The organism is Cupriavidus sp. Agwp_2 (genome assembly GCF_040784895.1).
Classification (GTDB): Bacteria; Pseudomonadota; Gammaproteobacteria; order Burkholderiales; family Burkholderiaceae; genus Cupriavidus.
On the sequence record NZ_CP088083.1, the window covers coordinates 1,771,764 to 1,797,897 of the forward strand.

At 61.9% G+C, this 26,134-nt stretch carries 14 protein-coding genes and 3 rRNA genes; 15 read left to right on the forward strand and 2 right to left on the reverse strand.

The annotated features are described in order from the left end of the window. From LPA45_RS08215 to rrf, 4 genes are all read left to right on the forward strand, one after another. Positions 1–1,239, forward strand: a complete 1,239-nt coding sequence (locus tag LPA45_RS08215) for an FAD-binding oxidoreductase (protein WP_317925699.1) — start codon at positions 1–3, stop codon at positions 1,237–1,239. Positions 1,240–1,741: 502 nt separating this feature from the next. Further along, positions 1,742–3,275, forward strand: a 16S ribosomal RNA gene (locus tag LPA45_RS08220). A 336-nt stretch (positions 3,276–3,611) separates the two neighbouring features. Further along, positions 3,612–6,692 (forward strand): 23S ribosomal RNA (locus tag LPA45_RS08225). Between the two features lie 127 nt (positions 6,693–6,819). Further along, a 5S ribosomal RNA gene (rrf, locus tag LPA45_RS08230) occupies positions 6,820–6,933 on the forward strand. Together the 16S, 23S and 5S rRNA genes form the textbook arrangement of a ribosomal RNA operon. An 862-nt stretch (positions 6,934–7,795) precedes the next feature. Here the strand turns inward: rrf and LPA45_RS08235 are convergent. Beyond that, a complete protein-coding gene (locus LPA45_RS08235) occupies positions 7,796–8,704 on the reverse strand; it encodes a LysR family transcriptional regulator (RefSeq protein WP_116323057.1) in 909 nt (302 codons plus the stop codon). A 128-nt stretch (positions 8,705–8,832) separates the two neighbouring features. Between LPA45_RS08235 and LPA45_RS08240 the strand changes: the two genes are divergently transcribed. The 8 genes from LPA45_RS08240 (at position 8,833) to LPA45_RS08275 (ending at position 17,827) form a co-directional block, all read left to right on the forward strand. After that, positions 8,833–9,837, forward strand: coding sequence for a tripartite tricarboxylate transporter substrate binding protein (locus tag LPA45_RS08240; protein ID WP_317920077.1), 1,005 nt, complete (start codon positions 8,833–8,835; stop codon positions 9,835–9,837). Next, positions 9,830–11,932, forward strand: coding sequence for an acetate--CoA ligase family protein (locus tag LPA45_RS08245; protein ID WP_317920076.1), 2,103 nt, complete (start codon positions 9,830–9,832; stop codon positions 11,930–11,932). Before LPA45_RS08240 ends, LPA45_RS08245 begins: the two co-directional genes overlap by 8 nt. 3 nt (positions 11,933–11,935) lie before the next feature. Beyond that, positions 11,936–12,706, forward strand: coding sequence for an enoyl-CoA hydratase/isomerase family protein (locus LPA45_RS08250; protein WP_317920075.1), 771 nt, complete (start codon positions 11,936–11,938; stop codon positions 12,704–12,706). After that, positions 12,703–14,118 carry an aldehyde dehydrogenase family protein gene (locus tag LPA45_RS08255; RefSeq protein WP_317920074.1) on the forward strand — a complete coding sequence of 472 codons (1,416 nt, stop codon included), beginning with the start codon at positions 12,703–12,705 and terminating at the stop codon, positions 14,116–14,118. Before LPA45_RS08250 ends, LPA45_RS08255 begins: the two co-directional genes overlap by 4 nt. Positions 14,119–14,171: 53 nt before the next feature. Continuing rightward, positions 14,172–14,990 carry an enoyl-CoA hydratase gene (locus tag LPA45_RS08260; RefSeq protein WP_116323052.1) on the forward strand — a complete coding sequence of 273 codons (819 nt, stop codon included), beginning with the start codon at positions 14,172–14,174 and terminating at the stop codon, positions 14,988–14,990. Between the two features lie 683 nt (positions 14,991–15,673). Beyond that, positions 15,674–16,060, forward strand: a complete 387-nt coding sequence (locus tag LPA45_RS08265) for a helix-turn-helix transcriptional regulator (RefSeq protein WP_147316304.1) — start codon at positions 15,674–15,676, stop codon at positions 16,058–16,060. Between the two features lie 157 nt (positions 16,061–16,217). Further along, entirely contained in the window at positions 16,218–17,273 is a 1,056-nt protein-coding gene (locus LPA45_RS08270) for a hypothetical protein (RefSeq protein ID WP_317920072.1), read from the forward strand. Between the two features lie 125 nt (positions 17,274–17,398). Continuing rightward, the gene (locus tag LPA45_RS08275) at positions 17,399–17,827 is read left to right on the forward strand and encodes a hypothetical protein (RefSeq protein ID WP_116323049.1); all 429 of its coding nucleotides are present in this window, start codon (positions 17,399–17,401) and stop codon (positions 17,825–17,827) included. Between the two features lie 83 nt (positions 17,828–17,910). Here LPA45_RS08275 and LPA45_RS08280 read toward each other — a convergent pair whose 3' ends face one another. After that, positions 17,911–19,263 (reverse strand): dicarboxylate/amino acid:cation symporter, encoded by a 1,353-nt coding sequence (locus tag LPA45_RS08280; RefSeq protein WP_317920078.1) that lies wholly within the window; start codon positions 19,261–19,263, stop codon positions 17,911–17,913. A 532-nt stretch (positions 19,264–19,795) separates the two neighbouring features. Here LPA45_RS08280 and LPA45_RS08285 point away from each other — a divergent pair. From LPA45_RS08285 to LPA45_RS08295, 3 genes are all read left to right on the forward strand, one after another. After that, a complete protein-coding gene (locus tag LPA45_RS08285) occupies positions 19,796–21,304 on the forward strand; it encodes a TIR domain-containing protein (RefSeq protein ID WP_317920071.1) in 1,509 nt (502 codons plus the stop codon). A gap of 739 nt (positions 21,305–22,043) precedes the next feature. Then, positions 22,044–22,808 carry a hypothetical protein gene (locus LPA45_RS08290; protein WP_116323047.1) on the forward strand — a complete coding sequence of 255 codons (765 nt, stop codon included), beginning with the start codon at positions 22,044–22,046 and terminating at the stop codon, positions 22,806–22,808. 92 nt (positions 22,809–22,900) lie between these two features. Beyond that, on the forward strand, positions 22,901–26,131 hold the full coding sequence (locus LPA45_RS08295) for a CHAT domain-containing protein (protein ID WP_367394994.1): 3,231 nt from the start codon (positions 22,901–22,903) through the stop codon (positions 26,129–26,131). The last annotated feature ends 3 nt before the right edge of the window (positions 26,132–26,134 follow it).

A 26,134-nucleotide genomic window follows, 5' to 3' on the forward strand; every position in this document is an offset into this window, starting at 1 on the left:
ATGACTAAGGACATCGTTGTACTCGGCGCCGGCATGGTCGGCGTCTGCACTGCGTTGGCGCTGCGCCAGCGCGGCCATGCGGTCGTGCTGGTCGACCGGCGGGAGCCGGGCAGGGAGACGTCGTATGGCAACGCCGGCATCATCCAGCGTGAAGCGGTGCAGCCCTATGCCTTTCCTCGCGAATGGATGGCGGTGCTGCGCGTGATGGCCCGGCAGGGCAACGATGTCCATTACCACCCGGGCGCACTCGCCAGCCTGCTGCCACCGCTGGCGCGCTACTGGCGTGAATCGGCGCCCGACCGCTATGCCGGCACCGTCACGGCCTACAGCGCGCTGATCCGCCATTGCCTGACCGAGCACGAGCGCCTCATTGCGCTGGCCGGCGCCGACGACCTGGTGCGCAAGTCGGGATGGCTGCAGGCCTATCGCAGTGCCGCCGCGTTCGACGACGCCGCGCGCGCCGCGACCGAAATCGGGCAGCAGCACGGGCTTGACTACCGGGTCCTGGACAATGCCGGCATCAGCGCAACGGACCCGGCGTGGCGCGGCCCGATGGCCGGTGCGGTCCACTGGCGCGACCCGTGGACCGTCGCCGATCCCGGCGAGCTGGTCAGCCGCTATGCCGCGCTGTATACGCAGGCGGGCGGCATCGTGCGCCGCGGCGACGCGACGACGCTGAAGCAGGCGGGAAGCGGCTGGACCGTGACGACGGACGACGGCCCGGTCAACGCTGCCCACGCCGTCGTTGCCTTGGGGCCGTGGGCCTCGACGCTTATCCGGCCGCTCGGCTACCGTTTCCCACTGTTCGTCAAGCGCGGCTACCACCGCCACTATGCAGTCGAAGCAATGCCGACGCTGCCGCTGCTGGATGTCGAGAACGGCTTCCTCCTGGCGCCGATGAAGCGCGGCCTGCGCCTGACCACGGGCGCCGAGTTCGCCCACCAGGATGCGGCGCCGACGCCAGTCCAGTTGCGCAATGCCGAGCGCCACGCGCGCGAGCTGTTGCCGATGGGCGCGCCGGTCGAGGACATGCCCTGGCTGGGCGCCCGGCCTTGTGTCGCGGACATGAGGCCGATCGTCGGGCAGGCGCCGCGCCATCGCGGCCTGTGGTTCAACTTCGGGCATGGGCACCAGGGTTTCACGCTCGGGCCGGTCACCGCCCGGCTGCTGGCCGAGTTGATGGACGGCGAGCAGCCGTGGGTCGACGCCAGGCCGTATGACCCTGTGCGCTTCGGCTGATCTCGCGACGTATCCGGCCGCCTGGGTAGGCGTAGATTGACTGCCAAGTGCCGAAGAGGGCTCTTTGCGGTTATTTTCGAAAAAGGGCTTGCAAGCCTGGTATGGAGACATTAATATTCGCCCCCCGTTCGCAAGGCACCGCGTAACGGGGAGGGAAACGATCTGCAAGGCTTCACTCGAAAGAGCGTGTTTTCCAGAATAAAGAATTTTTCGAAAATGATTGATTAATCGAAAAAAATTCTTTAATATCTCGTTTCTTCGCTGCTAACCAAACAGCGACGCGACCAGCAAAGCGAATCGCGGGAGTTCTTTAACAAACAAACACCGATAAGTGTGGGCGCTTGATTAACGGATGCGAAAGACCTCGGTCTTTCAGCTTACAAGTTATACAGTGCTCGCACAGCAAAACGTGACTGGGTCTTTGGATCTGGTCAGTCAGTTTTCTGAGAGTGAGCGACCGCTCGAAAGAGCGAGGGAGCCGCGAGGCTTCCACACAGAGATTGAACTGAAGAGTTTGATCCTGGCTCAGATTGAACGCTGGCGGCATGCCTTACACATGCAAGTCGAACGGCAGCACGGGCTTCGGCCTGGTGGCGAGTGGCGAACGGGTGAGTAATACATCGGAACGTGCCCTGTCGTGGGGGATAACTAGTCGAAAGATTAGCTAATACCGCATACGACCTGAGGGTGAAAGCGGGGGACCGGTAACGGCCTCGCGCGACAGGAGCGGCCGATGTCTGATTAGCTAGTTGGTGGGGTAAGAGCCTACCAAGGCGACGATCAGTAGCTGGTCTGAGAGGACGATCAGCCACACTGGGACTGAGACACGGCCCAGACTCCTACGGGAGGCAGCAGTGGGGAATTTTGGACAATGGGGGCAACCCTGATCCAGCAATGCCGCGTGTGTGAAGAAGGCCTTCGGGTTGTAAAGCACTTTTGTCCGGAAAGAAATGGCTCTGGTTAATACCCGGGGTCGATGACGGTACCGGAAGAATAAGCACCGGCTAACTACGTGCCAGCAGCCGCGGTAATACGTAGGGTGCGAGCGTTAATCGGAATTACTGGGCGTAAAGCGTGCGCAGGCGGTTTGATAAGACAGGCGTGAAATCCCCGAGCTTAACTTGGGAATGGCGCTTGTGACTGTCAGGCTAGAGTATGTCAGAGGGGGGTAGAATTCCACGTGTAGCAGTGAAATGCGTAGAGATGTGGAGGAATACCGATGGCGAAGGCAGCCCCCTGGGACGTCACTGACGCTCATGCACGAAAGCGTGGGGAGCAAACAGGATTAGATACCCTGGTAGTCCACGCCCTAAACGATGTCAACTAGTTGTTGGGGATTCATTTCTTCAGTAACGTAGCTAACGCGTGAAGTTGACCGCCTGGGGAGTACGGTCGCAAGATTAAAACTCAAAGGAATTGACGGGGACCCGCACAAGCGGTGGATGATGTGGATTAATTCGATGCAACGCGAAAAACCTTACCTACCCTTGACATGCCACTAACGAAGCAGAGATGCATCAGGTGCCCGAAAGGGAAAGTGGACACAGGTGCTGCATGGCTGTCGTCAGCTCGTGTCGTGAGATGTTGGGTTAAGTCCCGCAACGAGCGCAACCCTTGTCTCTAGTTGCTACGCAAGAGCACTCTAGAGAGACTGCCGGTGACAAACCGGAGGAAGGTGGGGATGACGTCAAGTCCTCATGGCCCTTATGGGTAGGGCTTCACACGTCATACAATGGTGCGTACAGAGGGTTGCCAACCCGCGAGGGGGAGCTAATCCCAGAAAACGCATCGTAGTCCGGATCGTAGTCTGCAACTCGACTACGTGAAGCTGGAATCGCTAGTAATCGCGGATCAGCATGCCGCGGTGAATACGTTCCCGGGTCTTGTACACACCGCCCGTCACACCATGGGAGTGGGTTTTGCCAGAAGTAGTTAGCCTAACCGCAAGGAGGGCGATTACCACGGCAGGGTTCATGACTGGGGTGAAGTCGTAACAAGGTAGCCGTATCGGAAGGTGCGGCTGGATCACCTCCTTTCAGAGCGTGCATCCCAGGTTGAGCGTCCACACTTATCGGTAGTTTGTTGGTTAAGGCCAGGTGGCCAAATGCAAGCGCTTAAGGATTGAGCGTTTGCATTTGGCATTGCCAAGCGATCGGAACGATCGGCTGTTCTTTAACAATATGGGATGTAGTAAAGGTGTCGCGCGAGCGTTGATGAGACGCTGCAGTACCAACGCGATACCGGGTTGTGATTGTATCAACCAAAATGTATTTAAGTGATCGAAAGATGACTTGGAATACGGCACAAATGCGAGAACTCAACCTGTAGTGAGCGGTGTCATAGAGCGCAAGCTTGAGACACACTTGTTATAGGGTCAAGCGAACAAGTGCATGTGGTGGATGCCTTGGCGATCACAGGCGATGAAGGACGCGGTAGCCTGCGAAAAGCTTCGGGGAGCTGGCAAACAAGCTTTGATCCGGAGATGTCCGAATGGGGAAACCCGGCCCGAATGGGTCATCCCACACTGAATTCATAGGTGTGGGAAGCGAACGCGGCGAACTGAAACATCTAAGTAGCTGCAGGAACAGAAATCAACCGAGATTCCCAGAGTAGTGGCGAACGAAATGGGAACAGCCTTGTACTCTTTAGCAGCATTGTTAGCAGAACGGGATGGAAAGCCCGGCCGTAGCAGGTGATAGCCCTGTATGCGAAAACAGCGTTGTGGAACTAGGTGTACGACAAGTAGGGCGGGACACGTGAAATCCTGTCTGAAGATGGGGGGACCATCCTCCAAGGCTAAATACTCGTGATCGACCGATAGTGAACCAGTACCGTGAGGGAAAGGCGAAAAGAACCCCGGGAGGGGAGTGAAATAGATCCTGAAACCGCATGCATACAAACAGTCGGAGCCCCGCTTTAAGCGCTTTCGGCGATTTTTACGACAGTAAAAATCGTCAAAAGACACCAGTGTGAAATAGCACTGCTGGCGCGCAAAGCGGTTTAAGCGCGAGAGCGCTTAAAGCGGGGTGACGGCGTACCTTTTGTATAATGGGTCAGCGACTTACATTCAGTGGCAAGCTTAACCGATTAGGGCAGGCGTAGCGAAAGCGAGTCCGAACAGGGCGTTGAGTCGCTGGGTGTAGACCCGAAACCAGATGATCTATCCATGGCCAGGTTGAAGGTGCGGTAACACGTACTGGAGGACCGAACCCACTAACGTTGAAAAGTTAGGGGATGAGCTGTGGATAGGGGTGAAAGGCTAAACAAATCTGGAAATAGCTGGTTCTCTCCGAAAACTATTTAGGTAGTGCCTCGTGTGTCACCTTCGGGGGTAGAGCACTGTCATGGTTGGGGGGTCTATTGCTGATTACCCCGCCATAGCAAACTCCGAATACCGAAGAGTGCAATCACGGGAGACAGACATCGGGTGCTAACGTCCGGTGTCAAGAGGGAAACAACCCAGACCGCCAGCTAAGGTCCCCAAGATTGGCTAAGTGGGAAACGAAGTGGGAAGGCTAAAACAGTCAGGAGGTTGGCTTAGAAGCAGCCACCCTTTAAAGAAAGCGTAATAGCTCACTGATCGAGTCGTCCTGCGCGGAAGATGTAACGGGGCTAAGCCAGTCACCGAAGCTGCGGACGCGTGCGTTCCTTTAAGTGCACCAAGCTTGTCGATGCGCAGCATCGACAAAGCCACCACCAATGATCGTGGTGGTGAAAATGCTAAGTGGATTTAAAGGAGCGCACGCGTGGTAGGAGAGCGTTCTGTAAGCCTGTGAAGGTGTCTTGTAAAGGATGCTGGAGGTATCAGAAGTGCGAATGCTGACATGAGTAGCGATAAAGGGGGTGAAAGGCCCCCTCGCCGTAAGCCCAAGGTTTCCTACGCAACGTTCATCGGCGTAGGGTGAGTCGGCCCCTAAGGCGAGGCAGAGATGCGTAGCTGATGGGAAGCAGGTTAATATTCCTGCACCGTCGTATGATGCGATGGGGGGACGGATCGCGGAAGGTTGTCCGGGTGTTGGAAGTCCCGGTCCCTGCATTGGAGAAGGCGCTTAGGCAAATCCGGGCGCGGAATTCAAGGATGTGGGGCGAGCGGCCTAGTGCTGCGAAGCAATTGGAAGTGGTTCCAAGAAAAGCCTCTAAGCTTCAGTCATACGAGACCGTACCGCAAACCGACACAGGTGGGCGAGATGAGTATTCTAAGGCGCTTGAGAGAACTCGGGAGAAGGAACTCGGCAAATTGGTACCGTAACTTCGGGATAAGGTACGCCCTGGTAGCTTGACTGGCCTGCGCCAGAAGGGTGAAGGGGTTGCAATAAAATGGTGGCTGCGACTGTTTAATAAAAACACAGCACTCTGCAAACACGAAAGTGGACGTATAGGGTGTGACGCCTGCCCGGTGCCGGAAGATTAAATGATGGGGTGCAAGCTCTTGATTGAAGTCCCGGTAAACGGCGGCCGTAACTATAACGGTCCTAAGGTAGCGAAATTCCTTGTCGGGTAAGTTCCGACCTGCACGAATGGCGTAACGATGGCCACACTGTCTCCTCCCGAGACTCAGCGAAGTTGAAGTGTTTGTGATGATGCAATCTCCCCGCGGCTAGACGGAAAGACCCCATGAACCTTTACTGTAGCTTTGCATTGGACTTTGAACCGATCTGTGTAGGATAGGTGGGAGGCTTTGAAGCGTGGACGCTAGTTCACGTGGAGCCGTCCTTGAAATACCACCCTGGTTTGTTTGAGGTTCTAACCTTGGCCCGTGAATCCGGGTCGGGGACAGTGCATGGTAGGCAGTTTGACTGGGGCGGTCTCCTCCCAAAGTGTAACGGAGGAGTTCGAAGGTACGCTTGGTACGGTCGGACATCGTACCTAAAGTGCAATGGCAAAAGCGTGCTTAACTGCGAGACCGACAAGTCGAGCAGGTGCGAAAGCAGGACATAGTGATCCGGTGGTTCTGAATGGAAGGGCCATCGCTCAACGGATAAAAGGTACTCTGGGGATAACAGGCTGATACCGCCCAAGAGTTCATATCGACGGCGGTGTTTGGCACCTCGATGTCGGCTCATCTCATCCTGGGGCTGTAGCCGGTCCCAAGGGTATGGCTGTTCGCCATTTAAAGAGGTACGTGAGCTGGGTTTAAAACGTCGTGAGACAGTTTGGTCCCTATCTGCCGTGGGCGTTGGAATCTTGACGGGGGCTGCTCCTAGTACGAGAGGACCGGAGTGGACGTACCGCTGGTGTACCTGTTGTCTCGCCAGAGGCATCGCAGGGTAGCTATGTACGGAAGAGATAACCGCTGAAAGCATCTAAGCGGGAAACTCGCCTGAAGATGAGGATTCCCTGGAGGCTTGACCTCCTTGAAGGGTCGTTCGAGACCAGGACGTTGATAGGCTGGGTGTGGAAGCGCAGTAATGCGTTAAGCTAACCAGTACTAATTGCCCGTAAGGCTTGATCCTATAACCAGTGTGTTTCACCTGGTGTGTGTGATCGTGTCGGTGCCCTCGGTTGGCACAATACGCACAACCCAAGACTACATCCCGATTCGCAGCGTTGGCCTCAACCTCAGCGCTGCACCCCCTTATGCCTGGTGACCATAGCGAGCTGGAACCACCCCTTCCCATCCCGAACAGGACCGTGAAACAGCTCCGCGCCGATGATAGTGCGGACTACCCGTGTGAAAGTAGGTCATCGCCAGGCTCTTATTGTGCAAAACCCCTCGACAGCGTGTGCTGCGAGGGGTTTTTGCTTTGGAGGTTTTGCTCCTGCCCAGCAGGTGCTCGTGCCTTGCTTATTGCTGCAAGTAATTATCGCGATCATCTATATAACCACAAGGCTTATGAGAGTGAAACGGTAGGCCAGGGTGGCACTCAACGCGCGCGCATTCCATACTGGAAATGGTGCCCCGCTCGGTAGGACGACGGGCTCGGGGCTGGCGCATGAGCGCCCGTCCTGAGGGAAGCGCGAAAGGCGCCAAAACGGCTAGGAGCCAAGGCTAGATATGAAAACGCTAGGCGTGCTTCTCGGCATAACCATGGCGGCTGGCTTTGCGGCTCACGCCGGGGCCGCCGGATGCCAATATGATATGCAGTGCAAAGGCGAGCGAATCTGCGAGAACAGTCAGTGCGTCTCTGCTGGCACACAGGACCGGACCGTCGAGCAAGCTCCCAAGGCTCCCACGACCCCAAAAAGCGTTCCAAAACTTGAGCAACCCGCCAAGGTTCCCCTGGCAACGAGGAATGTTCCGCCGCCTGCGCCATCCCCCAGGGCTGCGCAAGTGACGAAGAACATTCCGCCCCCCGAGCAACCCGCGCCGGCCGAGCGACCCGCCATGACTTCCCCGGCAGTGGCGAATTCCCCAGCGCCTTCGACGGGATTTCGCTTCTGCTGCACCAAGGTCGGAAAATTTCCCCTCGATCCGGAAGCGAACGACGAGGGCGTTGCGCTCAAGTCTGGCGATACCTGCTACGGGGTAACCAGTTATGGGACGCCGCTCCCTGGTACGCCCTGCAATTGAAATGCCCGCGCGCCGGGAATCCCTCAGCCAGAAAGGCTCCGGCGGCTAGGCACGCCCGCTCCTTGCGACTTCAGGCACCAAGGCATGAAGCCTGGAAAGAACGAGTCGCGCCGCCCGGGACAACGGATGATGTCGCGTGACGCCCATCGCAATGGTCCGTGTCAGGCGCGGCTCGACGATCTCGACTGCTGACAAGCGACCGGCGGCAACCTCGTTATCCACTGCCAGGACCGGGAGTATCGTCAAGGCGCCACCAGCGAGCGCAACCTCCTTCATCGTATTCAGCGATTCCACTTCCAGTGCCACATCCAGCGAGATGCCGAGCTGGCGCGCGTGCTGGTCGAGAATGGATCGCAGGCCGTTGGGCGCCGGCGGCAGGACGAGCGGGAGGCCGTCGAGCTTGCGGAACGCCACCGTTGGCATCCCGGCGAGCGGATGCCCGGGCGCGCAGATCAGGTAGGTGGCGACCTGGGCGAGCACATCTTCGTTCTGTCGCGGCCCGGGGCCATAGCGGTTGATGACTGCAAGATCGAGATGGCCCGACTCCAGCTCCTCATCGAGTTGTCCGCTGAACCCTTCGGCCACGCGCAGCCGGACGCCCGGCGCCTTGGTGCGCAGGTCCTCGAACAGCGACGGAATCAGGCGTGGCGCCATTGACGGCAGCACGCCGATCCTTACCTGACCGACCGGCACGCCCGCCGCGTCCTTGACCTCGTCGCGCAGCCGTACCGACTGGGCCAGCAGTAACTGGACATGGGGGAAGATCCGCTGGCCAAACTCCGACAGCACCACACCCCGGCCGGTCCGTTCGAACAGCCGGTCGCCCCATTCGGCTTCGACCTGGGCAATGGCGCGGCTCACCAGCGACTGGGCGATTCCCAGCGAACGGGCAGCACGTGACAGGGACCCCACTTCGGCCACCAGCGCCACGGTTTCAAGCTGTTTCAGGTTCACGGCCTCATCCCATCCAAAAACTAGATATCAGATATCAACGATTCTACTCTTTTGCGTTAGCTCGGGACTCCATACACTAAGTTCATCCCTCCTGGCAGAGAGAGGGCTTATGAACATCTGGAGACAACATGCCGCGCTTTTCCGCCGTGCTTCGCGCATTCCGGCGACCGCTTTGCGCCTTGCTGGTCGCTGCCGCCCCGGCCGCCTTCAGCGCCGCCGCTGCCGCCGCTACCGGCTATCCCGCCAAACCAATCCGCCTGGTCGTGCCGTTTCCGGCCGGCGGGCCCACTGATGCGATGGCGCGGCTGATCGGCCAGCACCTGTCGCAGAAACTCGGCCAGGCCGTGGTGATCGACAACCGCGGCGGCGCCGGCGGCACCATCGCCACCGAGGCCGCCGCGCAGGCGGCACCCGATGGCTACACGCTGTTCTTTGCCACCACCGGCACCATGGCCATCAACCCGTGGCTCTACCGCTCGCTCAAGGTGGACCCGGTCAAGTCGTTCGATGCCGTGGGCTCGGTGGCCGCCACGGTCAATGTGCTGGTGGTTCCGAGCAACCTGCCGGTCAGCAACGTCAGGGAACTGCTGGCGCTGGCAAGACAGAAGCCGGGCACGCTGACCTTCGGCTCGGCCGGTAACGGCAGCTCCAACCACCTGTCCGGCGAACTGTTCAAGTCGATGGCGGGCATCGACATCGTCCATGTGCCGTACAAGGGCTCGGCGGCGGCGTTCACCGACCTGCTTGGCGGACGCATCTCGATGATGTTCGACACGGTATCAAGCCAGGTGCAGTACATCAGCACAGGCAAGGTCAAGGCACTCGGCGTGACCGGCGCGACGCGTTCGGAAGCGCTGCCCAAGGTGCCGACGATTGCCGAGGCCGGCCTGCCGGGCTTCGACGTGACGATCTGGTTCGGCCTGTCTGCACCGAAGGGGACCACGCCAGACGTGATCCGCCGCCTGAACAGCGAACTTCAGGCCGTGCTTGCGCAGGCAGACGTGCAGAAACAGCTTGCCGCGCTGGGTGCCCGGCCGCTGCCGGGCACGCCGGCCGACTTCACCAGGCTGATCCAGCATGACGCGGGCAAGTGGTCGCCGGTGGTCAAGGCATCGGGAGCGAGCCTTGGCTAAGACCGCCGCAACCTTCGACGCCCTGTTCTCGCCAGCCTCGGTGGCCGTGATCGGCGCCTCGGACAACCCCAACAAGGTGGGCGGACGCCCGATCCACTACCTGCGCACCTTCGGCTACACGGGCGAGGTGTTTCCGGTCAACCCGGCGCGCGAGGTCATCCAGGGCTATCGTGCGTACCCCGATCTCGGTGCGATCGGCAAAGCGCCGGACGCCGTGGTGATTGCCGTGTCCGGCGATGCCACGCTCGAGCAGGTGCGCCAGTGCGGCGCCGCCGGCGTCAAGGCTGCGGTCATCATGGCCTCGGGCTTCGCCGAGACGGGCGAGGCCGGACGCCTGCGGCAGCAGGAACTGGTGGCGGTGGCCAATGACAGCGGCATGCGGCTGGTGGGGCCGAACGCGCAAGGCACGGCCAACTTTGCCAGCGGCGCGGTGCTCAATTTTTCGACCATGTTCATGGAGGTGGCGCCCCAGGATGGCCCGATCGCGATCATCAGCCAGAGCGGCGCGGCGAGCGTCATGCCCTATGCGTTGCTGCGCCAGGCCGGCTACGGCGTGCGCTACCTGGTAGCGACGGGCAACGACGCCGACCTCGACGCCTGCGCGATGACCGCGGCCGTGGCGGCGGACCCCGAGGTGCGGCTGATCCTGGTCTACCTCGAATCGGTCTCCGATCCGGCACAGCTTGCCCGCGCGGCGGCAGTAGCCCGGGCGCGTGGCGCCAGCATCGTGGCGATCAAGGCTGGCAACAGCCAGCGCGGCGCAATGGCGGCGGCCTCGCATACCGGTGCATTGGTCGGCAACGACGCGGCGATCGATGCGTTCCTGGCCCGTCACGGCATCTGGCGTGCGCGCGATATCGGCGAGCTGGTTCGCGCCGTGCCGCTGTATTTGCAGCAGCGACCGCCGGGGCAGGGCCGCACGGTGGTGATGAGCCATAGCGGCGCGGTGGGCGTCATGGCGGCCGACCTGGCCGAACGGCACGACCTGCCGCTGACCGGGTTGCAGCCTGCAACGCTGCGCGAACTGGGCGCGATCCTGCCCGCGTTCGGCACGGCCAGCAATCCGCTCGACATGACCGCGGCGCTGCTGGGCAAGGGCGACATGTTTCCGCGCGTGCTCCAGGCGCTGGGCGCCGATACGCAGGCCGATATGGTGATGGTCGGCATTCCGGTGGCCGGTCCCGGCTACGACGTCGAGGCGCTGGCGCGCGATGCCGCCGCCTTCAGCGCGGGGCATGCCAAGCCGCTGGTGGCGAGCGCGCCGCAACAATCGGTGCGCGAGGTCTTCGTGCGACACGGCGTGCCGGCCTTTGTCACCGAAGCAGATGCCATTGCAGCGCTGGCGCAATACGCCGCGCATCACCGGCTGGCCGATGCGGCAACGGCAATGGCAACGGCAGCGGCCTGGCCTGAGGCACAGCAGCTCGACGGCGGCGGCCTGCAGGACGAAGCCCATAGCCTGGCCCTGCTCGCCGAAGCCGGCGTACCGGCCGTGCCCCACCGGTTGTGCGACAGCATGGATGCGGCGGTGAGAGCGTTTGACGCGCTCGGCGGGGTTCCGGTGGTGGTCAAGGGCTGTGCGGCCGAGATCCCGCACAAGAGCGAGCATGGCCTGGTGCATCTCCGGCTCACCGATGCGGCGAGCGTGGCCCGCGCGACGCAGGACTGCCTCGATACGCTGCAGCGGCTGGGCGTGGCAGCGCCACGGGTGGTGGTGGCGGCGATGGTCAAGGGCCGCCATGAGTTTGCGCTGGGCGTCTCGGTCGATCCCGTGTTCGGGCCGCTGGTCATGATCGGGGAGGGCGGCACGCTGCTCGAACTGCGCAAGGACGTCGTTACCCTGCTGGCGCCGTTCACGGCCGAAGATGTCAAGGTGGCCTGCGCACGGCTGCGCCTGGCGCCGCTGTTCGATGGCTATCGCGACATCCCGGCGCTCGACCTGGAGGCGCTGGCGTCGTCGGCGGTCGCGCTCGGCGACTGGGCATTGCGTCACCGCACCGTGCTGGCATCGGTCGACATCAATCCACTGATGGTGATGGCTGCCGGCGAAGGTGTCATGGCAGTCGATGCCGTGGTGGAACTCAAAGGGAATTGAAACATGGAAGCCATACGTGTCGAACAGGATGGCGAGATCGCCATCGTCACGCTGAACCGCCCGGCCCGCATGAACGCCGTCAACGACGTCCTGCGCGGCGAGCTGATCGAAGCGCTGGGCCGGCTCAACGCCGAACCGTCGGTGCGCGCCATCGTGCTGACCGGCGCCGGCGAGCGGGCCTTCTGCGCCGGGCAAGACCTCGATGAGGCGGCCGCCGTGACATGGCAGCAGCTCGTGCCCTGGCTGAACCGGCAGCGGGCGATGTACCAGGCCGTCCGCGACCTGGACAAGCCCTGCGTGGCCGCCGTGCGGGGCGTAGCGGCAGGCGCGGGTTTCCAGCTGGCGCTGTGCGCGGACTGGCGCCTGACTACGGCAGACAGCCGCTGGGGACAGCCGGAGGTCAAGGCCGGCCTGGCGAGCATAGTCGGGTCCTATCTGATGACGCTGCACGTGGGGCACACGCATAACGTGCAAATGTCGCTGTCCGGCGAACTGGTCAGTGGCCAGCGCGCCTTCGACATCGGCCTGGTGACGGCACTGTGCGGCGAGGCCGAACTGATGACACAGGCGCTGGCGCAGGCCAGGTTGCTCGCGGCGCTGCCGCCGACTGCCGTGCGCCTGTCCAGGCAGCGCTTTCGCGCCATGACGCAGCCGGGCTTCGACGAGGCCTGTGTCGCCGGCATCCGGGCACAGCTCGAATGCTATGCCGATGGCGAACCGCAGCGCGTGATGGCTGCGTTTCTCGAACACCGCAAGACAAGGGAGTCGCAGTGAAGCAGTTGACCCAACACTATATCGACGGCGCACGTCGTCCCATGCGTGGCAGCGAATCGATCCGCGTCTACGATTCAGCGACCGAAGCCCCGTTGGCCGAGGTCCGCCTGGGCACCGCGGACGATGTGGCCGAAGCCGTGGCGGCGGCAGCGCGGGCCCAGCCTGGCTGGCACGCGCTGGGCGCACCCGGGCGGGCGCCGTATCTGAATGGGCTGGCCGACGCGCTGGAAGGCTGCGCGGCGGAGCTCGCCCATGAGATCTCGCGCGAAGTCGGCATGCCACTGAAGCTGTCGCGCCGCATCCAGGTCGATGCGCCGATCGCGGCCTGGCGCGCCGCGGCGGCGCTGGCCGACACGTTCGATTTCGTCCGCACGATCGGCAATTCCCGCGTGACGCTGGCACCAGTCGGTGTGGTGGCCGCCATTACGCCGTGGAACTACCCGTTGCACCAGATCACGGCCAAGCTGGCGCCCGCGCTGCTGGCCGGCTGCACGGTGGTGCTGAAGCCGTCAGAACTGGCCCCTGCCGTCACGGAACGGCTGATGGCCGCGTGCGAACAGGCGAAGCTGCCGCCGGGCGTCCTCAATCTTGTGCTGGGCGGTGCGGCGGTCGGCGAGGCGCTGGTCCTGCATCCCGGCGTCCAGATGGTCTCGTTCACTGGCTCCACGGTGGTCGGCCGCAAGGTCGCCGCGCAGGCCGCCGGCGACATGAAGCGTGTGTCGATGGAACTGGGCGGCAAGTCGGCGGCCGTGGTGCTGCCGGGCGCGGATCTGGCCAGGGCGGTCAAGGCGACGATCAGTTCGTGCTTCCTCAATTCGGGGCAGACCTGCAGCGCGACCACCCGGCTGATCGTTGCACGCGAGGACTACCCGCGCTGCCGGCAACTGCTGGCGGAGGCGGCGGCAGCGATGAAGCTCGGCGATCCCGCCGATGGCGAAACCCGGGTCGGCCCCTTGTTGTCGGCGCTGCAGCGCCAGCGCGTGCAGGCGCATATCGCTGCAGCGGAGCAGGCAGGCTTTGACCGGATCGCCGGCGGTGCCGATGCACCCGTGCCCGCGACCGGCTATTTTGTCGCGCCGACCATCTACGGCAATGTCGCACCGGACAGCCGGCTGGCGCAGGAGGAGGTCTTCGGGCCGGTGCTGGCGGTGCTGTGCTACGACAGCGTCGACGAGGCGATCGCCCTGGCCAATGGCACGCGCTACGGACTGGCTGCCACGGTCTGGGCTGCCGATGACAGCGCCGGCGAAGCGGTCGCCAACGCGCTGCGGGCAGGGCAGGTGGACGTCAATGGCGCCCGATTCAACCCCGCGGCACCGTTCGGCGGCTTCGGCCTGTCCGGCGTCGGGCGCGAAGGCGGCGTCCACGGGCTGGAAGAGTTCCTGGAGCCGAGATCCGTCCAGCTTCCCTAATCACGACTCCGAAACACGACACCGAAAATCACGACATCGAAAGGCATCGCACTATGTACAGTCAGGTTACCGTTGCTCGCGCAGGAAAAAGCGAGCGGATCGCCGTCGTCACCTTGAACCGGCCAGACAAACTCAACGCGCTGACCAAGGTCATGGAGGCCGAGTTGCGCGACGCCATGGAGGCAGTCGATCGCGACGACAACGTCCGCGTGGTGGTGCTGACCGGCGCGGGCAAGGGCTTCTGCGCCGGCATGGACATCAACGAACTCGAAGTGCTGCCGCCGGGCGATATCCGCGCCGCCCAGTGGATGCGCCCGTTCGACATGAACCGGCGCGCCGACTACCAGACCCGCTATGGCTACTTCCCGGCCATGCGCAAGCCCGTGATCGCGGCGATCAATGGCGCCGCAGCGGGGTTGGGCCTCGTCTTCGCGCTGTACAGCGACATGCGCTTCGCCAGCGCCAATGCCGCGTTCAGCACCGCGTTCGCGCGTCGGGGCCTGATTGCCGAGCACGGCATTTCCTGGCTGCTGCCGCGCGTGGTCGGCCCCGGCCATGCGGCCGACCTGCTGTACTCGGCGCGCAAGGTCCTGGCTGACGAGGCGCTGCGGATGGGCCTCGTCGACCGTGTGGTCGATGCGGACGCGCTCATGAAGACGACGCTTGACTATGCCGACGACCTGGCCGAGAACGTTTCACCCCGGTCCATCCGCGTGATGAAGCGGCAACTGTGGGAGCAACCGTTCCAGTCACTGGCCGAAGCCACGCGGGTCGCCAATGCCGAGATGTTCGAAAGCATCCAGAGCGAGGACTTCACCGAGGGGGTTGCGCATTTCATCGAGCGCAGGCCAGCCCGATTCTCCGGCCAGTGACCGATAACCTGTCCGCAATGGATGCAGCGTAGGAGATGGCCGTCAAAGTGCAACTGCGCGCCGTTTAATTCTGATCTGCACGTTTTTCGGGCCCGGCCCCGCGCCGGGATCCCTTTGATCTTCTTGAAATCCGCAACGGCACGCAGGCTCACCGCTGGGCGTGCTTCTCCCTTGGGGGCAGGCCCGCGACCAGGCACGCGCAGCGCAATCCTGCCGTGCCGCCTCTAGCTTCGACGCGGCAAGATATTAGCCCCCCTAACATCTGGCTTTAAACAATAAAAATTATCACGGCATGCCACGCTGCTAAGATAGTAGAAATGCAATAAATCAATGTGGTCAATGTCAGATAAAGCAGAACCACAATAATAAATATTGGACGGGAACGCCATCGGCAATCTTCAGCGCCGGTATAAAGCAATCCACATCTTTCAAGTCATCCGACTTCGCCACGGGGGTGGCCAGGCTCGTCTCTAGATCAGGAGGCGGCATATGCCTTCCGTGACCGCCGCCCTTTCTGGCGATGCCGCAGGGCCCGCCTGCGGCAGACGGAATGGCTGTTCACGAACCTCCACCAGCGTTCCGCTTCACGCCCATAGGGCCATCCTCGACGGCAGCAGGGTGCGTTGTCCCCGCCAAAGCTGACCGCACGAGAGTCGCAAGTTCTTTCATTGATCGCCAAAGGCATGAGCACCAATGAAATTGCGACAAATCTCGGCGTTACCTTGTTCACCGTGAGGAAGCACAGAAACAACATATCCAGGAAATTGGATATCCACACCACGTCCAGGCTCGTTTCCTTCGCGATACACCGTGGCAATGTCGTTGACAACCATCATCCATTAGAGAATTCAGGGCACGAAATCCTGAGCGATCGTGAAAAAGAGATCCTGCGAAAGCTGGAACTTGGCCTGACAGCCAAGGAAATAGCCAGGGATCTTCGCATCAGTCCACGGACCGTCAGCAAGCATATCGAGAATATCCGCGCCAAGACGGGGCTCAAGGCACTGGCGGATCTCATGCTGGTTGCCAGGCAGCTGCAAAGCGCTGAAAGACACCGCTCGGAGTGCTAGGCACGGACGTCCTTTCCTCATCGCTGGCAAGCGCAGGCGTAGGAATACGCATTCGGAGTAATTGTTTGCCCCCCCTGCAACGCCAACACTGACTGTGCGGCAGGCACCAATTCCGCACAGTCCTTCCGATCCCAATCGCTTGCAAGGGAGTAGAACCATGAACTGGAATCGTTCCTTCACTGACCTGATACGAAATGGCCGTCCGGCCTACTGGGGCAACTGGACGCTGGCCCCGAACATCAAGCCAGGCGCCGTCGGCTTCGTCTCTCCGGACAGCGGCGACTTCACGCTGGTCCGGGAAGAGACGCCCGGGCTTGCGCTGAGCACGCGCGGCATCCCCAATCAATGGAAGCTGTCGTCCAGCAATGTCCAGCGCACCGAATCCAACGTGAACCTGGACGGTTCCGGGACCGACCCGGATACCGGCACCAAGGTCACGGCGGGCGTGGAGGTGAAGTGGGATTTCGCATCGGTGGGGTCGGTGGCATCCGAGTTCAGCATCGCGTCGGAAACTTTCATCAGCGACCTGACATTGCTCAGCAAGCCCGATACGCTCAAGTGGCTTTCCGACCAAGCGCAGTCCGTCAGCATGGGTTCGAACGGACAGATGGCGCAAGGATTCGGGGTGGTGACCAGCGCGGTCTATGCGCATAGCGGGCTGAATGTGGGTTCGCAGGACAACAGCTCGTCCTTTTCCATTGCCGGTTCGGCCAGTGCCGTCCATGACATGCTCGGCGGCGCCAACGGCAAAGGCTCGTTTGTTTCCACCAGCCAGAACAAGAGCGTGGATCAGCATCTCTGGCCGTACCAGGCGGAGCAACTCGCCTCGGCTCCCATTCCGATCGCCTATACCTTTGCCTCGTTTGACGGGACGCTGTTGATTCCGAACTGGATCACCCGGCTTGGCGCGTTCGAGATCTTCTTCGACAACAAGCCGGGATGCACCTACATCACGCACATCCAGATGAGCTACGACACCCCGAAAGGTCCGCAGAAGGACGAATTTTCCCTGACCGGCGGCATTTCAAAAACGGTTGGCAACATTCCGCTCAGCGCCACCAACATCAAGGTGGACGTGAAGTTCCAGGGAATGATCAACAGTGATCACTACGGCTTCAGTTGGCCCAACCCGCTTGGGCAATGGCTGACGGGCCGTCGTGTGATCGAGATGACCGGGGTCTGGCCCGGCCAGACCCACGCCCGCGAACTGTAGCGCCCCCCGCCAGCGCCGGATGTCGAACACGCTGCTGCGCGAACGTTCTCGCTCACGGACGCGCCTGCGCGCGACATCGGGCCCTGGTCCTTTGCCGTTGTCAAAGCTCTCAAGGAGATCAAGCCATGGCCACCCTGGTTAATATCACCCAGAAAACCCCCAACGCCGTACAGATCTGGGGCTTCCATGATCCCTGCACAGTGAGGGATGTTGCAGGCGCACTGAACACCATCGCCGCCGGACTGAGCGGCGATGGCAACACGATCCACATCATGTCAGGAACCCACGGATACTGCGGCGGGCAGGTCGGCGCCGTTGCCACGCGCGACCAGCGGTTCGCGCAGGAAGACCGAAGCCTCGCTTCCCCGAAGACCAGGGACAACAAGCCGGTCGCAGTCGCCGTGCACGATTTCAACAATGGCAAGCTGCCTGCGCCCGACTATGTGACCGCCGCGATGGCGAAGCTGAATACGGACATGCGGGCGATCGTGACGAACAGCCCGGGAACCCATACGTTCCTGCTGGCCTATTGCTGCAGCGCCGGCACGCGGTAAGGTCTGGCCAGAGGTAAGCCTGGCGGCCAGGATGGGGCCGCCGGGCACATTCCACGGCGTCAGGGCGACGACACGCCTTCCGCCTACCGGGTCGCCGTGGGGTCGGCGACGGGCATATGGGTCGCGACCTGGTCGAGCACAACTTCCGGTTCATCGGCCTCAACGTCGGACTCGTCATCAAGCCGGCGGCGCATCCGCTCGACGTCGAGGTCGCCGGTCCATTTCGCCACCACCACCGTGGCCACGCCGTTGCCAATCAGGTTGGTCAGGGCGCGCGCCTCTGACATAAAGCGGTCAATGCCGAGGATCAGGGCGAGCCCTGCCACCGGAACATGCCCCACCGCTGAAAGCGTAGCCGCAAGCACAATGAAGCCACTCCCGGTTACGCCGGCAGCGCCCTTTGAGGTCAGCAGCAGCACGGCGAGCAGGGTGAGTTGCTGCGTCAGGCTCATGTCGGTGTTGGTTGCCTGGGCGATAAACACCGCCGCCATGGTCAGGTAGATGGATGTGCCATCCAGGTTGAAGGAGTAGCCGGTCGGGATCACCAGTCCGACGACGGACTTTCTGGCACCCAGGTTTTCCATCTTGGCCATCATACGTGGCAACACCGATTCGGATGACGACGTGCCCAGTACGATCAGCAGTTCCTCCTTGATGTACTTGATGAACTTCCAGATCGAGAAGCCATGCAGCCGCGCGATCGTGCCCAGCACGACGAAGATGAAAAGCAGGCAAGTGGCGTAGAAGGTCGCCATCAGCTGGCCAAGCTGCAGCAGCGAGCTCACGCCGTACTTGCCGATCGTGAAGGCCATGGCGCCGAAGGCGCCGATCGGCGCGACCTTCATGATGTACCCGACGATGGTGAACAGCACGTGGGAAAACTTCTCGATGAAGTCGAACACCAGCGTGCCGCGGCCGCCAAACCTGTGTAGCGCGAAGCCGAACATGACTGCAAACAGCAGCACCTGGAGGATCTCGCCCTTGGCAAAGGCATCCACCACCGTGTTCGGGATCACGTGCAGCAGGAAGTCGACCGTGCCTTGCATCTTGCCGGGCTCGGTATAGGCGGCGATGCCTTTCGTATCGAGGGTGGATACATCGACGTTCATGCCCGCGCCGGGCTTGACGATGTTGATGATCAACAGGCCAACCAACAGCGCAATGCTGCTCACGACCTCAAAGTACAGCAGTGCCAGCCCGCCGGTCTTGCCGACTTTTTTCATGTCTTCCATGCCGGCGATGCCCACCACGACCGTGCAGAAGATGATCGGCGCAATGATCATCTTGATCAGCTTGATGAAGCCATCTCCCAACGGTTTCATCGCCTCGCCGGCCTGCGGGTAGAAATGGCCAAGGATGACACCGAGGACAATGGCGGTGATGACCTGCACGTAGAGGGATTTATAAAACGGCTTCGGATGATCGCCTGTTTCCATCATCTTCTCCATTGATGATTCACTGCTGGCGACCGGAGTTCCGGTCGGGTCACCCGTATGTGTATGCCTGAGCATGCTGCGCGCTGGCATCAGCGCTCGCGACCGTCATCATGCTGGCGCTGCGACGAACGTTCGACGACGCTGTTCAGTATATGCACGGGGTGCACGGCGCCAAGAGGGATGCTGCTCAAACGTGACGCGGCGGAAGGAGATACGCCATAACGGAAAAATTCGACATTCGGTTAACTGGCTGAAACACTTCGATACGGAAAGTGCACTCCGCAGCCCCTCAGGGTTACGGCTTGACCGACGTTTTACAGCCCGCGATACAGTGCCCCATCCGCAGTAGCAGGGAGGTACGAAGTGGGGCCAGGCCCCGAGCGTCCTGGCTTGCTTGCGTGGAACCACATCCTGGTATTAGTTGGTCTTGTGACATGCCGATCCCGGGTCAGGCACCGTCGGGAAGCGCCATGTCGGATCGAGGCCTGTGCCACTGCCGCCTCGACTCGCAATTTCCCTCCGGGAGACGGGCATGCGCGGGATTTTCATCAGCTACCGCCGTGATGATGCCGAGGGGCAGGCTGGACGCCTGTTTGACGACCTCACCGAGCATTTTGGCAACGACGCGGTGTTCATGGACGTCGCTGATATCGAGCCGGGCCGGGACTTTCGCCGCGTGATTGACGAACATGTCGCCTCTTGCGCAGTCCTGCTTACCATTATCGGCAAGAGCTGGCTTACGATTTGCGACGCGTCGGGTGCGCGAAGACTTGATGATTCGGCGGATTTCGTTCGCCTTGAAACGGCATCGGCGCTTCGGCGCGACATTCCGGTCATACCGGTTCTGGTGCATGGCGCCAGGATGCCCCGTGCAGAGGATTTGCCCGACGACATCCAGGAGTTGGCATTTCGCAACGGCGTCGAGCTCTCGCACGCGCGTTGGGAATCTGACGTTCGCCTGCTCATCAATGCCCTGCGCCCCTACGTCCAGTCGAAGCACGTGCCGACAAGCCAGGAGCGCGAAACCGGGCGCAGGGCCGCGCCGGCGCCCGGTACGCGCATGGCCCTGGCAGGCGTCGCGGCAGTTTTGGTTTGCGCGGCTGGCGCCTATGTCTGGTACGACCGCTCCGCCAACAAGGCATCGGCTCCTGAGCCAGGGAACGGTGAGCGCGTCAGCAAGTCTGTTCCCATTCCTGCCGGGCCGGATACTGCTACCGCGCCGGCGGCCCCCCCTGTCTCAATGGATCCGCCTGTCCCCCAGAATCCGGGTGAGCCGCGCTTCGCCACCATCTGGGAAATGAGGCAGGGGCCGGCCTGGCAGGCCCGGCACGCGCTGACCGCTGAAGAGCTGCAACACGCGGAGGACACGCTTGCCGGCCAGGGATACCGGCTCGTGGATCTCAGCGGCTATGCGGTCGGTGGACAAGCGCGCTACGCCGCAATCTGGCAAAAGACCTCGGGTCCTGACCAGAAGACGCGTCATGGCCTGACTGCTGACCAGTATCAGCAAGAGTTCAACCGCCTGGTCGATCAAGGATATCGCCCGGTCCATGTGGTTGGGTACGCCGTCGGCGACCAGGTTCGCTTTGCCGCCATCTGGGAAAAAGGCGGGAGCATCGCATGGGTGGCGCGGCACGACATGACGCCAGGCCAGTATCAACGGCAGTTCGAGCGCTTCACCACAGATGGCTATCGCCTTATCGACGTCAGTGGGTACGTGCGTGAGGGGCAGGACCGCTACGCCGCCATCTGGGAGAAGAAAACTGGCGCAGCCTGGGAAACGCATCACGGGATGTCGGCAAAGGTTTACAAGCAGGAATATGACCGGCTGTCCCGGCAAGGCTATCGTCCCGTACGAATCAGCGCATGGAGTGCCGGAAATGCGACGCACTACGCCGCGATCTGGGAGAAGGGGGAAGGATCTACATGGACCGTGCAACACGGCGTACCGTCGGGGCAATATCAGGCGGCATTCAATGCAATGAAGAGCGCGGGCTATCGACTCGTGGGTGTCACCGGCTATCAGCCGGGCATCGAGTAGTAGTTGCGTAGGCCAGGCCGCATAGCATTCCCTTTCGCTACCGGCACGCGATGAAAAATATAGAAAAGGGAGATTTAAATTAATTTCACAGTGTTACATAAATGAAATTAAGAGAAGCATTCTTCATTCGCATATTTTCGTTTCCTTTATCCCAATAAAGCAAAAGGATCCGCAGTTTCTTTAGCGGCGAAGCCCTGCGTCGCTATCTACTTGTGGCCGATCTGGCAATCAACTAAATTACATCCAATCAGCCTGTATCCAGCGCATACGAGAGCGCTTCCTCGCGATTCCATCGCTGCGACTGCCGTTTTGTGGCAGAAGCCAATCGCAGAAAATTTGCATGGCCAATATGTGAAGGGATAAGAACCCGGTGGGTTTATAGACGCATCCTCATCAAGCCTACCTCCCGGTGGCCAATCAGCGGGTTTCACGATTTTCCCTGCATCGGCAGAGACTTCTTGATAAGGCAACGCAAGCCGGGATTCCGGCCATGTCCTGGATGGATCCTGGCAGGCCGTGAAGTCTCTTATGAGGTGCCTGGAGAACGAATCTCTGGTCGTGTCCACTGTCTTGGGGGATCGGTGGGCATGGCGCCACGCAGCAGGCCGCCAATGGCCTGCTCACGACTGTCCGGTCGCGGCCTGATGTCATTCCCCAGCACCGGCTGCCCGTCCGCACGGCTACGTTGACCGCCCCGGCGCCAGCGAAGCTGGATGGACAGCCCACAAGGGGATCGCACATGTCTTCCTTCGATGAACTGCTCGCCGAGACGATCAGCACGCCAGGGCTTCTGGATGCCTCGGACACTTCGCCAGATGAGGAACGCAAGCTCTTCGAACATGAGAATCCGCCCCCGGAAAGCACCATGCTGCTGGGAACGGCGACGGTTTCCACACGTGCGATGGACATGATCGTTGCGTTCGAGGTGAGCAGCGAAGCCGCCTACAACCGTTTGTATCGCCATCCGGTCTGGCCCCACGGCAAATCGGGCGTCACGATTGGTATCGGATACGACATCGGCTACGTCACGGCGGAGGTTCTCGCGACTGACTGGGACGAGGCCATCGGCGGTCCTGCTGTCGGTACGCTAAAGCCCGCTTGCGGCAAGACGGGCGAGACTGCCAAGCAGATCCTGCCGCAGGTAAAGTCGGTCGACGTGCCATTTACCGCTGCGGACGCGGTGTTCAAGAAGACCGTGATGCCGCGCTTTATCGGCCGCACGCTCGCGGCGCTGCCACCCGCCGCGGAGAGCCTAACGCCCGATTGCCTGGGCGCGCTGGTTTCGCTTGCCTACAACCGTGGGGCCTCCTTCAATGCAGCCGGTGATCGCTACCAGGAGATGCGCGCCATCCGCGATGCGATTCAGGCAGGGCGCCTCGCCGACATCCCGGCGCAGATCCGGGCGATGAAGCGCCTTTGGGCAGGCAAGCCGGAAATGGCGGGCCTGTTGCGGCGGCGTGACCTGGAGGCCCTGTTATTCGAGCAGGGCCTGGCAGCGGCCTGAACCACCGCCGCAGGCCCGCGCCTGCGAGACGCGTTGAGACAGCGCGCGCGCCGGGACGCTGTGCCACCCGGCAGAAGAGAGGGGAGACTGCCATGCCGATTCGACAGATTGCCGGAACCGATGTCGAATACTTCCTCGTGCTGTTTGACGAGGAAGGACGCGAACGAACGGAGCCTGACGGCTCGCTGCTCAGCGCCGCCATCTGCCAGCGCCTCGCCGACCCCGGCGCGGCGGTTACCGACGTCTTTGTCTGCAGTCACGGCTGGCAGGGCGACGTGCCGGCCGCCATCTTCCAGTATGACAACTGGATCCGTGCCATGGCCGCCTGCGAAGCCGACCTGGCGCTGATGCAGAGCAACCACGCGGGCTTCAATCCGTTGGTGATCGGCATGCACTGGCCGAGCCTGCCGTGGGGGATGGAGGAGGTGCCGGCTGAAAGGGCGGCCGTCCTGGCCGCTGGCCATGACGCTGACATCAACGCGGTTGTCGCGCAACTGGGCGAGGAGGCGCGCGGCACCATTGCGCACATTTTTGCCTATGCGGACACGGCAAGCAGTGCCGAACTGACACCAGCCATCGAGGACGATTTCGCGGCACTGTTCCAGCTCTCGGGATTGCGTACCGGCAGCACAACCGGGCGACCGGGTGCGGACCAGGACGGCTTTGATCCGCAGGCGATCGTTTCCGAGGCGGCAGCAGGCGAGGGTGGCGCAGCGAGGGATGCGCAAGTCCTGGGCTTTGGCAGCAAGGTAAAGGACGCCATCCTGGCGCCGGTACGCCAGCTGTCTTTCTGGAAGATGAAGGACCTGGCGCGCCGCTTCGGCGAAACGGGCGCGCATCAGCTCCTGATCGGCATGCAGACAAACGGGCCCAAGGTTCGTATCCACCTGATGGGCCACAGTTTCGGTTGTATCGTCGTGTCTGGCATGGTGGCAGGCGAAGCGGGCGGTCCGGCATTGCGGCGGCCGATCGAATCGCTGTTCCTTGTCCAGGGCGCACTGTCGTTGTGGTCCTATGCCGACGATGTCCCTTATGCGCCCGGTTCGCCCGGCTACTTCCGGCGTATCGTTGCCAATGGCATGGTGAGAGGGCCGATCCTGACCACACGTTCAAGGCACGACACGGCAGTCGCCAGGTTTTATCCGCTGGGTGCCGGCGCCAAGGGACAATTCCTGCTTGGCGAAGATTTGCCCAAGTATGGCGGCATCGGGGCATTCGGCATCCAGGGCAGTACCGGCATGGTTGACATGCCGATGGCGGCCAGCGATCTGCCCTATGACTTCAGTGAAGGCAGCATCTTCAACCTTGAGGCAAGCAACGTCATCTGCAACGGCGGCGGCGCTGCCGGCGCGCACAACGACATTGTCCATCCTGCTGTCGCGCACGCCTTCTGGGCCGCTGCGATCCAGGGATCAGCCCGACCTTCCATGCTGTCACCAGACTGGGGAATAGCGGCCGATCCTGAACCGCCGACAGGATTCGGCGCCGGCGCGTGGAGGGGGACAGGGAGAGGGACAGGGACAGGGACAGGGACAGGGACGGTGGTCCGTGGTGGTACGGGAACCGGCACGGGCACTTCCCGTGGCGCCACGCCGGCACCTTCGGTTTCGCCGTCTGTTCCGCCCTGCAACGGTGGCGGACTTCTGGGCATCGATGAGATGCCGCCCGCCCCGCCGCCCCAGGAGCCGCGGCAAACACCCTCCCCAGGCGGAGAGCCCGGGTCGCCACGCTGGATTCACGCCGATTTCGAGGGACTGGATCCGGACGCACCGGTGGTGCAAGGCGAGTGGTACACCTTGGCTTTCGACCTGGATGTCGCGCAACGTGGGGAGGCACTGGCTACCGCAGAGGCGCCCCTGCCGACAAGTGACCTCTTCGCGCCGGACGACAAGGCTGTCGTGCTGACGGTTCAGCTGGACACCGATGACTTCGAAACGTCCGGACACACCAGCCTGATGCGCATCCCCCGCACGGGCAAGGGACTCACCAAGGCGCGTTTCGACGTGTCGCCACTGAAAAGCGGGGCGTGCAAGCTCAAGGCAACCATCCTGAAGGACGGCCAGTTCATTCAGCAGATGGACCTGACGATCCAGGTGGGCGTGCCGGGTGCGCCCGCGCAAGTCACAACGCGCGGACGGGCAATGAGCGGGGTCGCCGTGCTGCAGCCACGCGACCTGAGCATGCAGATCTACCCGGGCGCTGCCGGTGGCTATGAATGTGTGGTATGCGGCCCGGTGGCCACGCGAGTGCGGCTGCCCGTGAATGCAGGCCTCATCGACAGCTACATCAACGGCGCCCGGGCTGACCTGATGAAGGTCGTCATGCACGAGGATCCCACCGGCCGCTACGTGTTCCAGCGCGACATCGACATCCCCCCTGAGGCCCAGCAGAAGGCCTTGCAGATCATGGCCCGGGCTGGCGCGCTACTGATGCTTCGGCTCTTCGAGGGCGCCGGCGCCGGAGAAGATACCAGGGCGGTCGGCAGGGCGCTGCGGCGGTTGAGTACCAATCCCGACATCCGCCTCAAGATACAGGTCGTCGCCGAGACGTTGCCGATGCCTTGGCCGCTGCTGTACATGGGCGATGTCAGCGGGGCCGAGCCACTGGACTGGAACAACTTCCTCGGCATGCGCCACATCATCGAGCAGATTCCCTTGCAGAACCCGATGGCTGTGATGGCTCCGGAAATCCCCAGCGCGCCAAACCTGCAAGTCAGTCTGAACTTCAACGCGGGCATCGATGCCGCGATGGGGGTGGACTTCGTCAAGTCTCAGCGCGGCTTCTGGAAGGACAGGCCGGGCGTGGCCGTGACTGACCGCGCCACGCCCGCCGATTTCATCAGCGCGCTCAACAATCGGGATACGCCGGACCAGATCCTTTACCTGTATTGCCACGCGGTATCGCGCGGCCTGACGGAGGCTGGCGGACCCGGCGCCTCGAGCCTGGCGCTGACCGACGAACTGATCAGCCTGAATGACCTCGATCTCAGCGCACCGCGTGCCGTGCGACTGAGCGGCCAGCCGCTGGTCTTCATCAACGCGTGCGAATCCGCCGAAATGTCGCCGACCTTCTACGACGGCTTCGCCCCATACTTCATGGACAAGGGCGCGCGCGGCGTCATCGGCACGGAATGCAAGACACCAGCCCTGTTCGCCAGGGCGTGGGCGGACCGGTTTTTCGAACGCTTCCTGCACGGCGAGCCCCTGGGCGAGGTTGTGCTCGGCCTGCGACAGGAGTTTCTCAAGCAGCATGGCAATCCGCTGGGGTTGCTTTACGCCGTGCACTGTGATGCCGACACGGTCATCCGGCCAGCGCTGAACTGAAGC

Bases quoted from the DNA above. Each gene is read 5' to 3' on its own strand.
- LPA45_RS08215 (WP_317925699.1), top strand. From the start codon at position 1: ATGACTAAGGACATCGTTGTACTCGGCGCCGGCATGGTCGGCGTCTGC.
- LPA45_RS08240 (WP_317920077.1), top strand. From the start codon at position 8,833: ATGCCGCGCTTTTCCGCCGTGCTTCGCGCATTCCGGCGACCGCTTTGC.
- LPA45_RS08250 (WP_317920075.1), top strand. From the start codon at position 11,936: ATGGAAGCCATACGTGTCGAACAGGATGGCGAGATCGCCATCGTCACG.
- LPA45_RS08260 (WP_116323052.1), top strand. From the start codon at position 14,172: ATGTACAGTCAGGTTACCGTTGCTCGCGCAGGAAAAAGCGAGCGGATC.
- LPA45_RS08265 (WP_147316304.1), top strand. From the start codon at position 15,674: ATGAGCACCAATGAAATTGCGACAAATCTCGGCGTTACCTTGTTCACC.
- LPA45_RS08270 (WP_317920072.1), top strand. From the start codon at position 16,218: ATGAACTGGAATCGTTCCTTCACTGACCTGATACGAAATGGCCGTCCG.
- LPA45_RS08275 (WP_116323049.1), top strand. From the start codon at position 17,399: ATGGCCACCCTGGTTAATATCACCCAGAAAACCCCCAACGCCGTACAG.
- LPA45_RS08280 (WP_317920078.1), bottom strand. From the start codon at position 19,263: ATGGAAACAGGCGATCATCCGAAGCCGTTTTATAAATCCCTCTACGTG.
- LPA45_RS08285 (WP_317920071.1), top strand. From the start codon at position 19,796: ATGCGCGGGATTTTCATCAGCTACCGCCGTGATGATGCCGAGGGGCAG.
- LPA45_RS08290 (WP_116323047.1), top strand. From the start codon at position 22,044: ATGTCTTCCTTCGATGAACTGCTCGCCGAGACGATCAGCACGCCAGGG.
- LPA45_RS08295 (WP_367394994.1), top strand. From the start codon at position 22,901: ATGCCGATTCGACAGATTGCCGGAACCGATGTCGAATACTTCCTCGTG.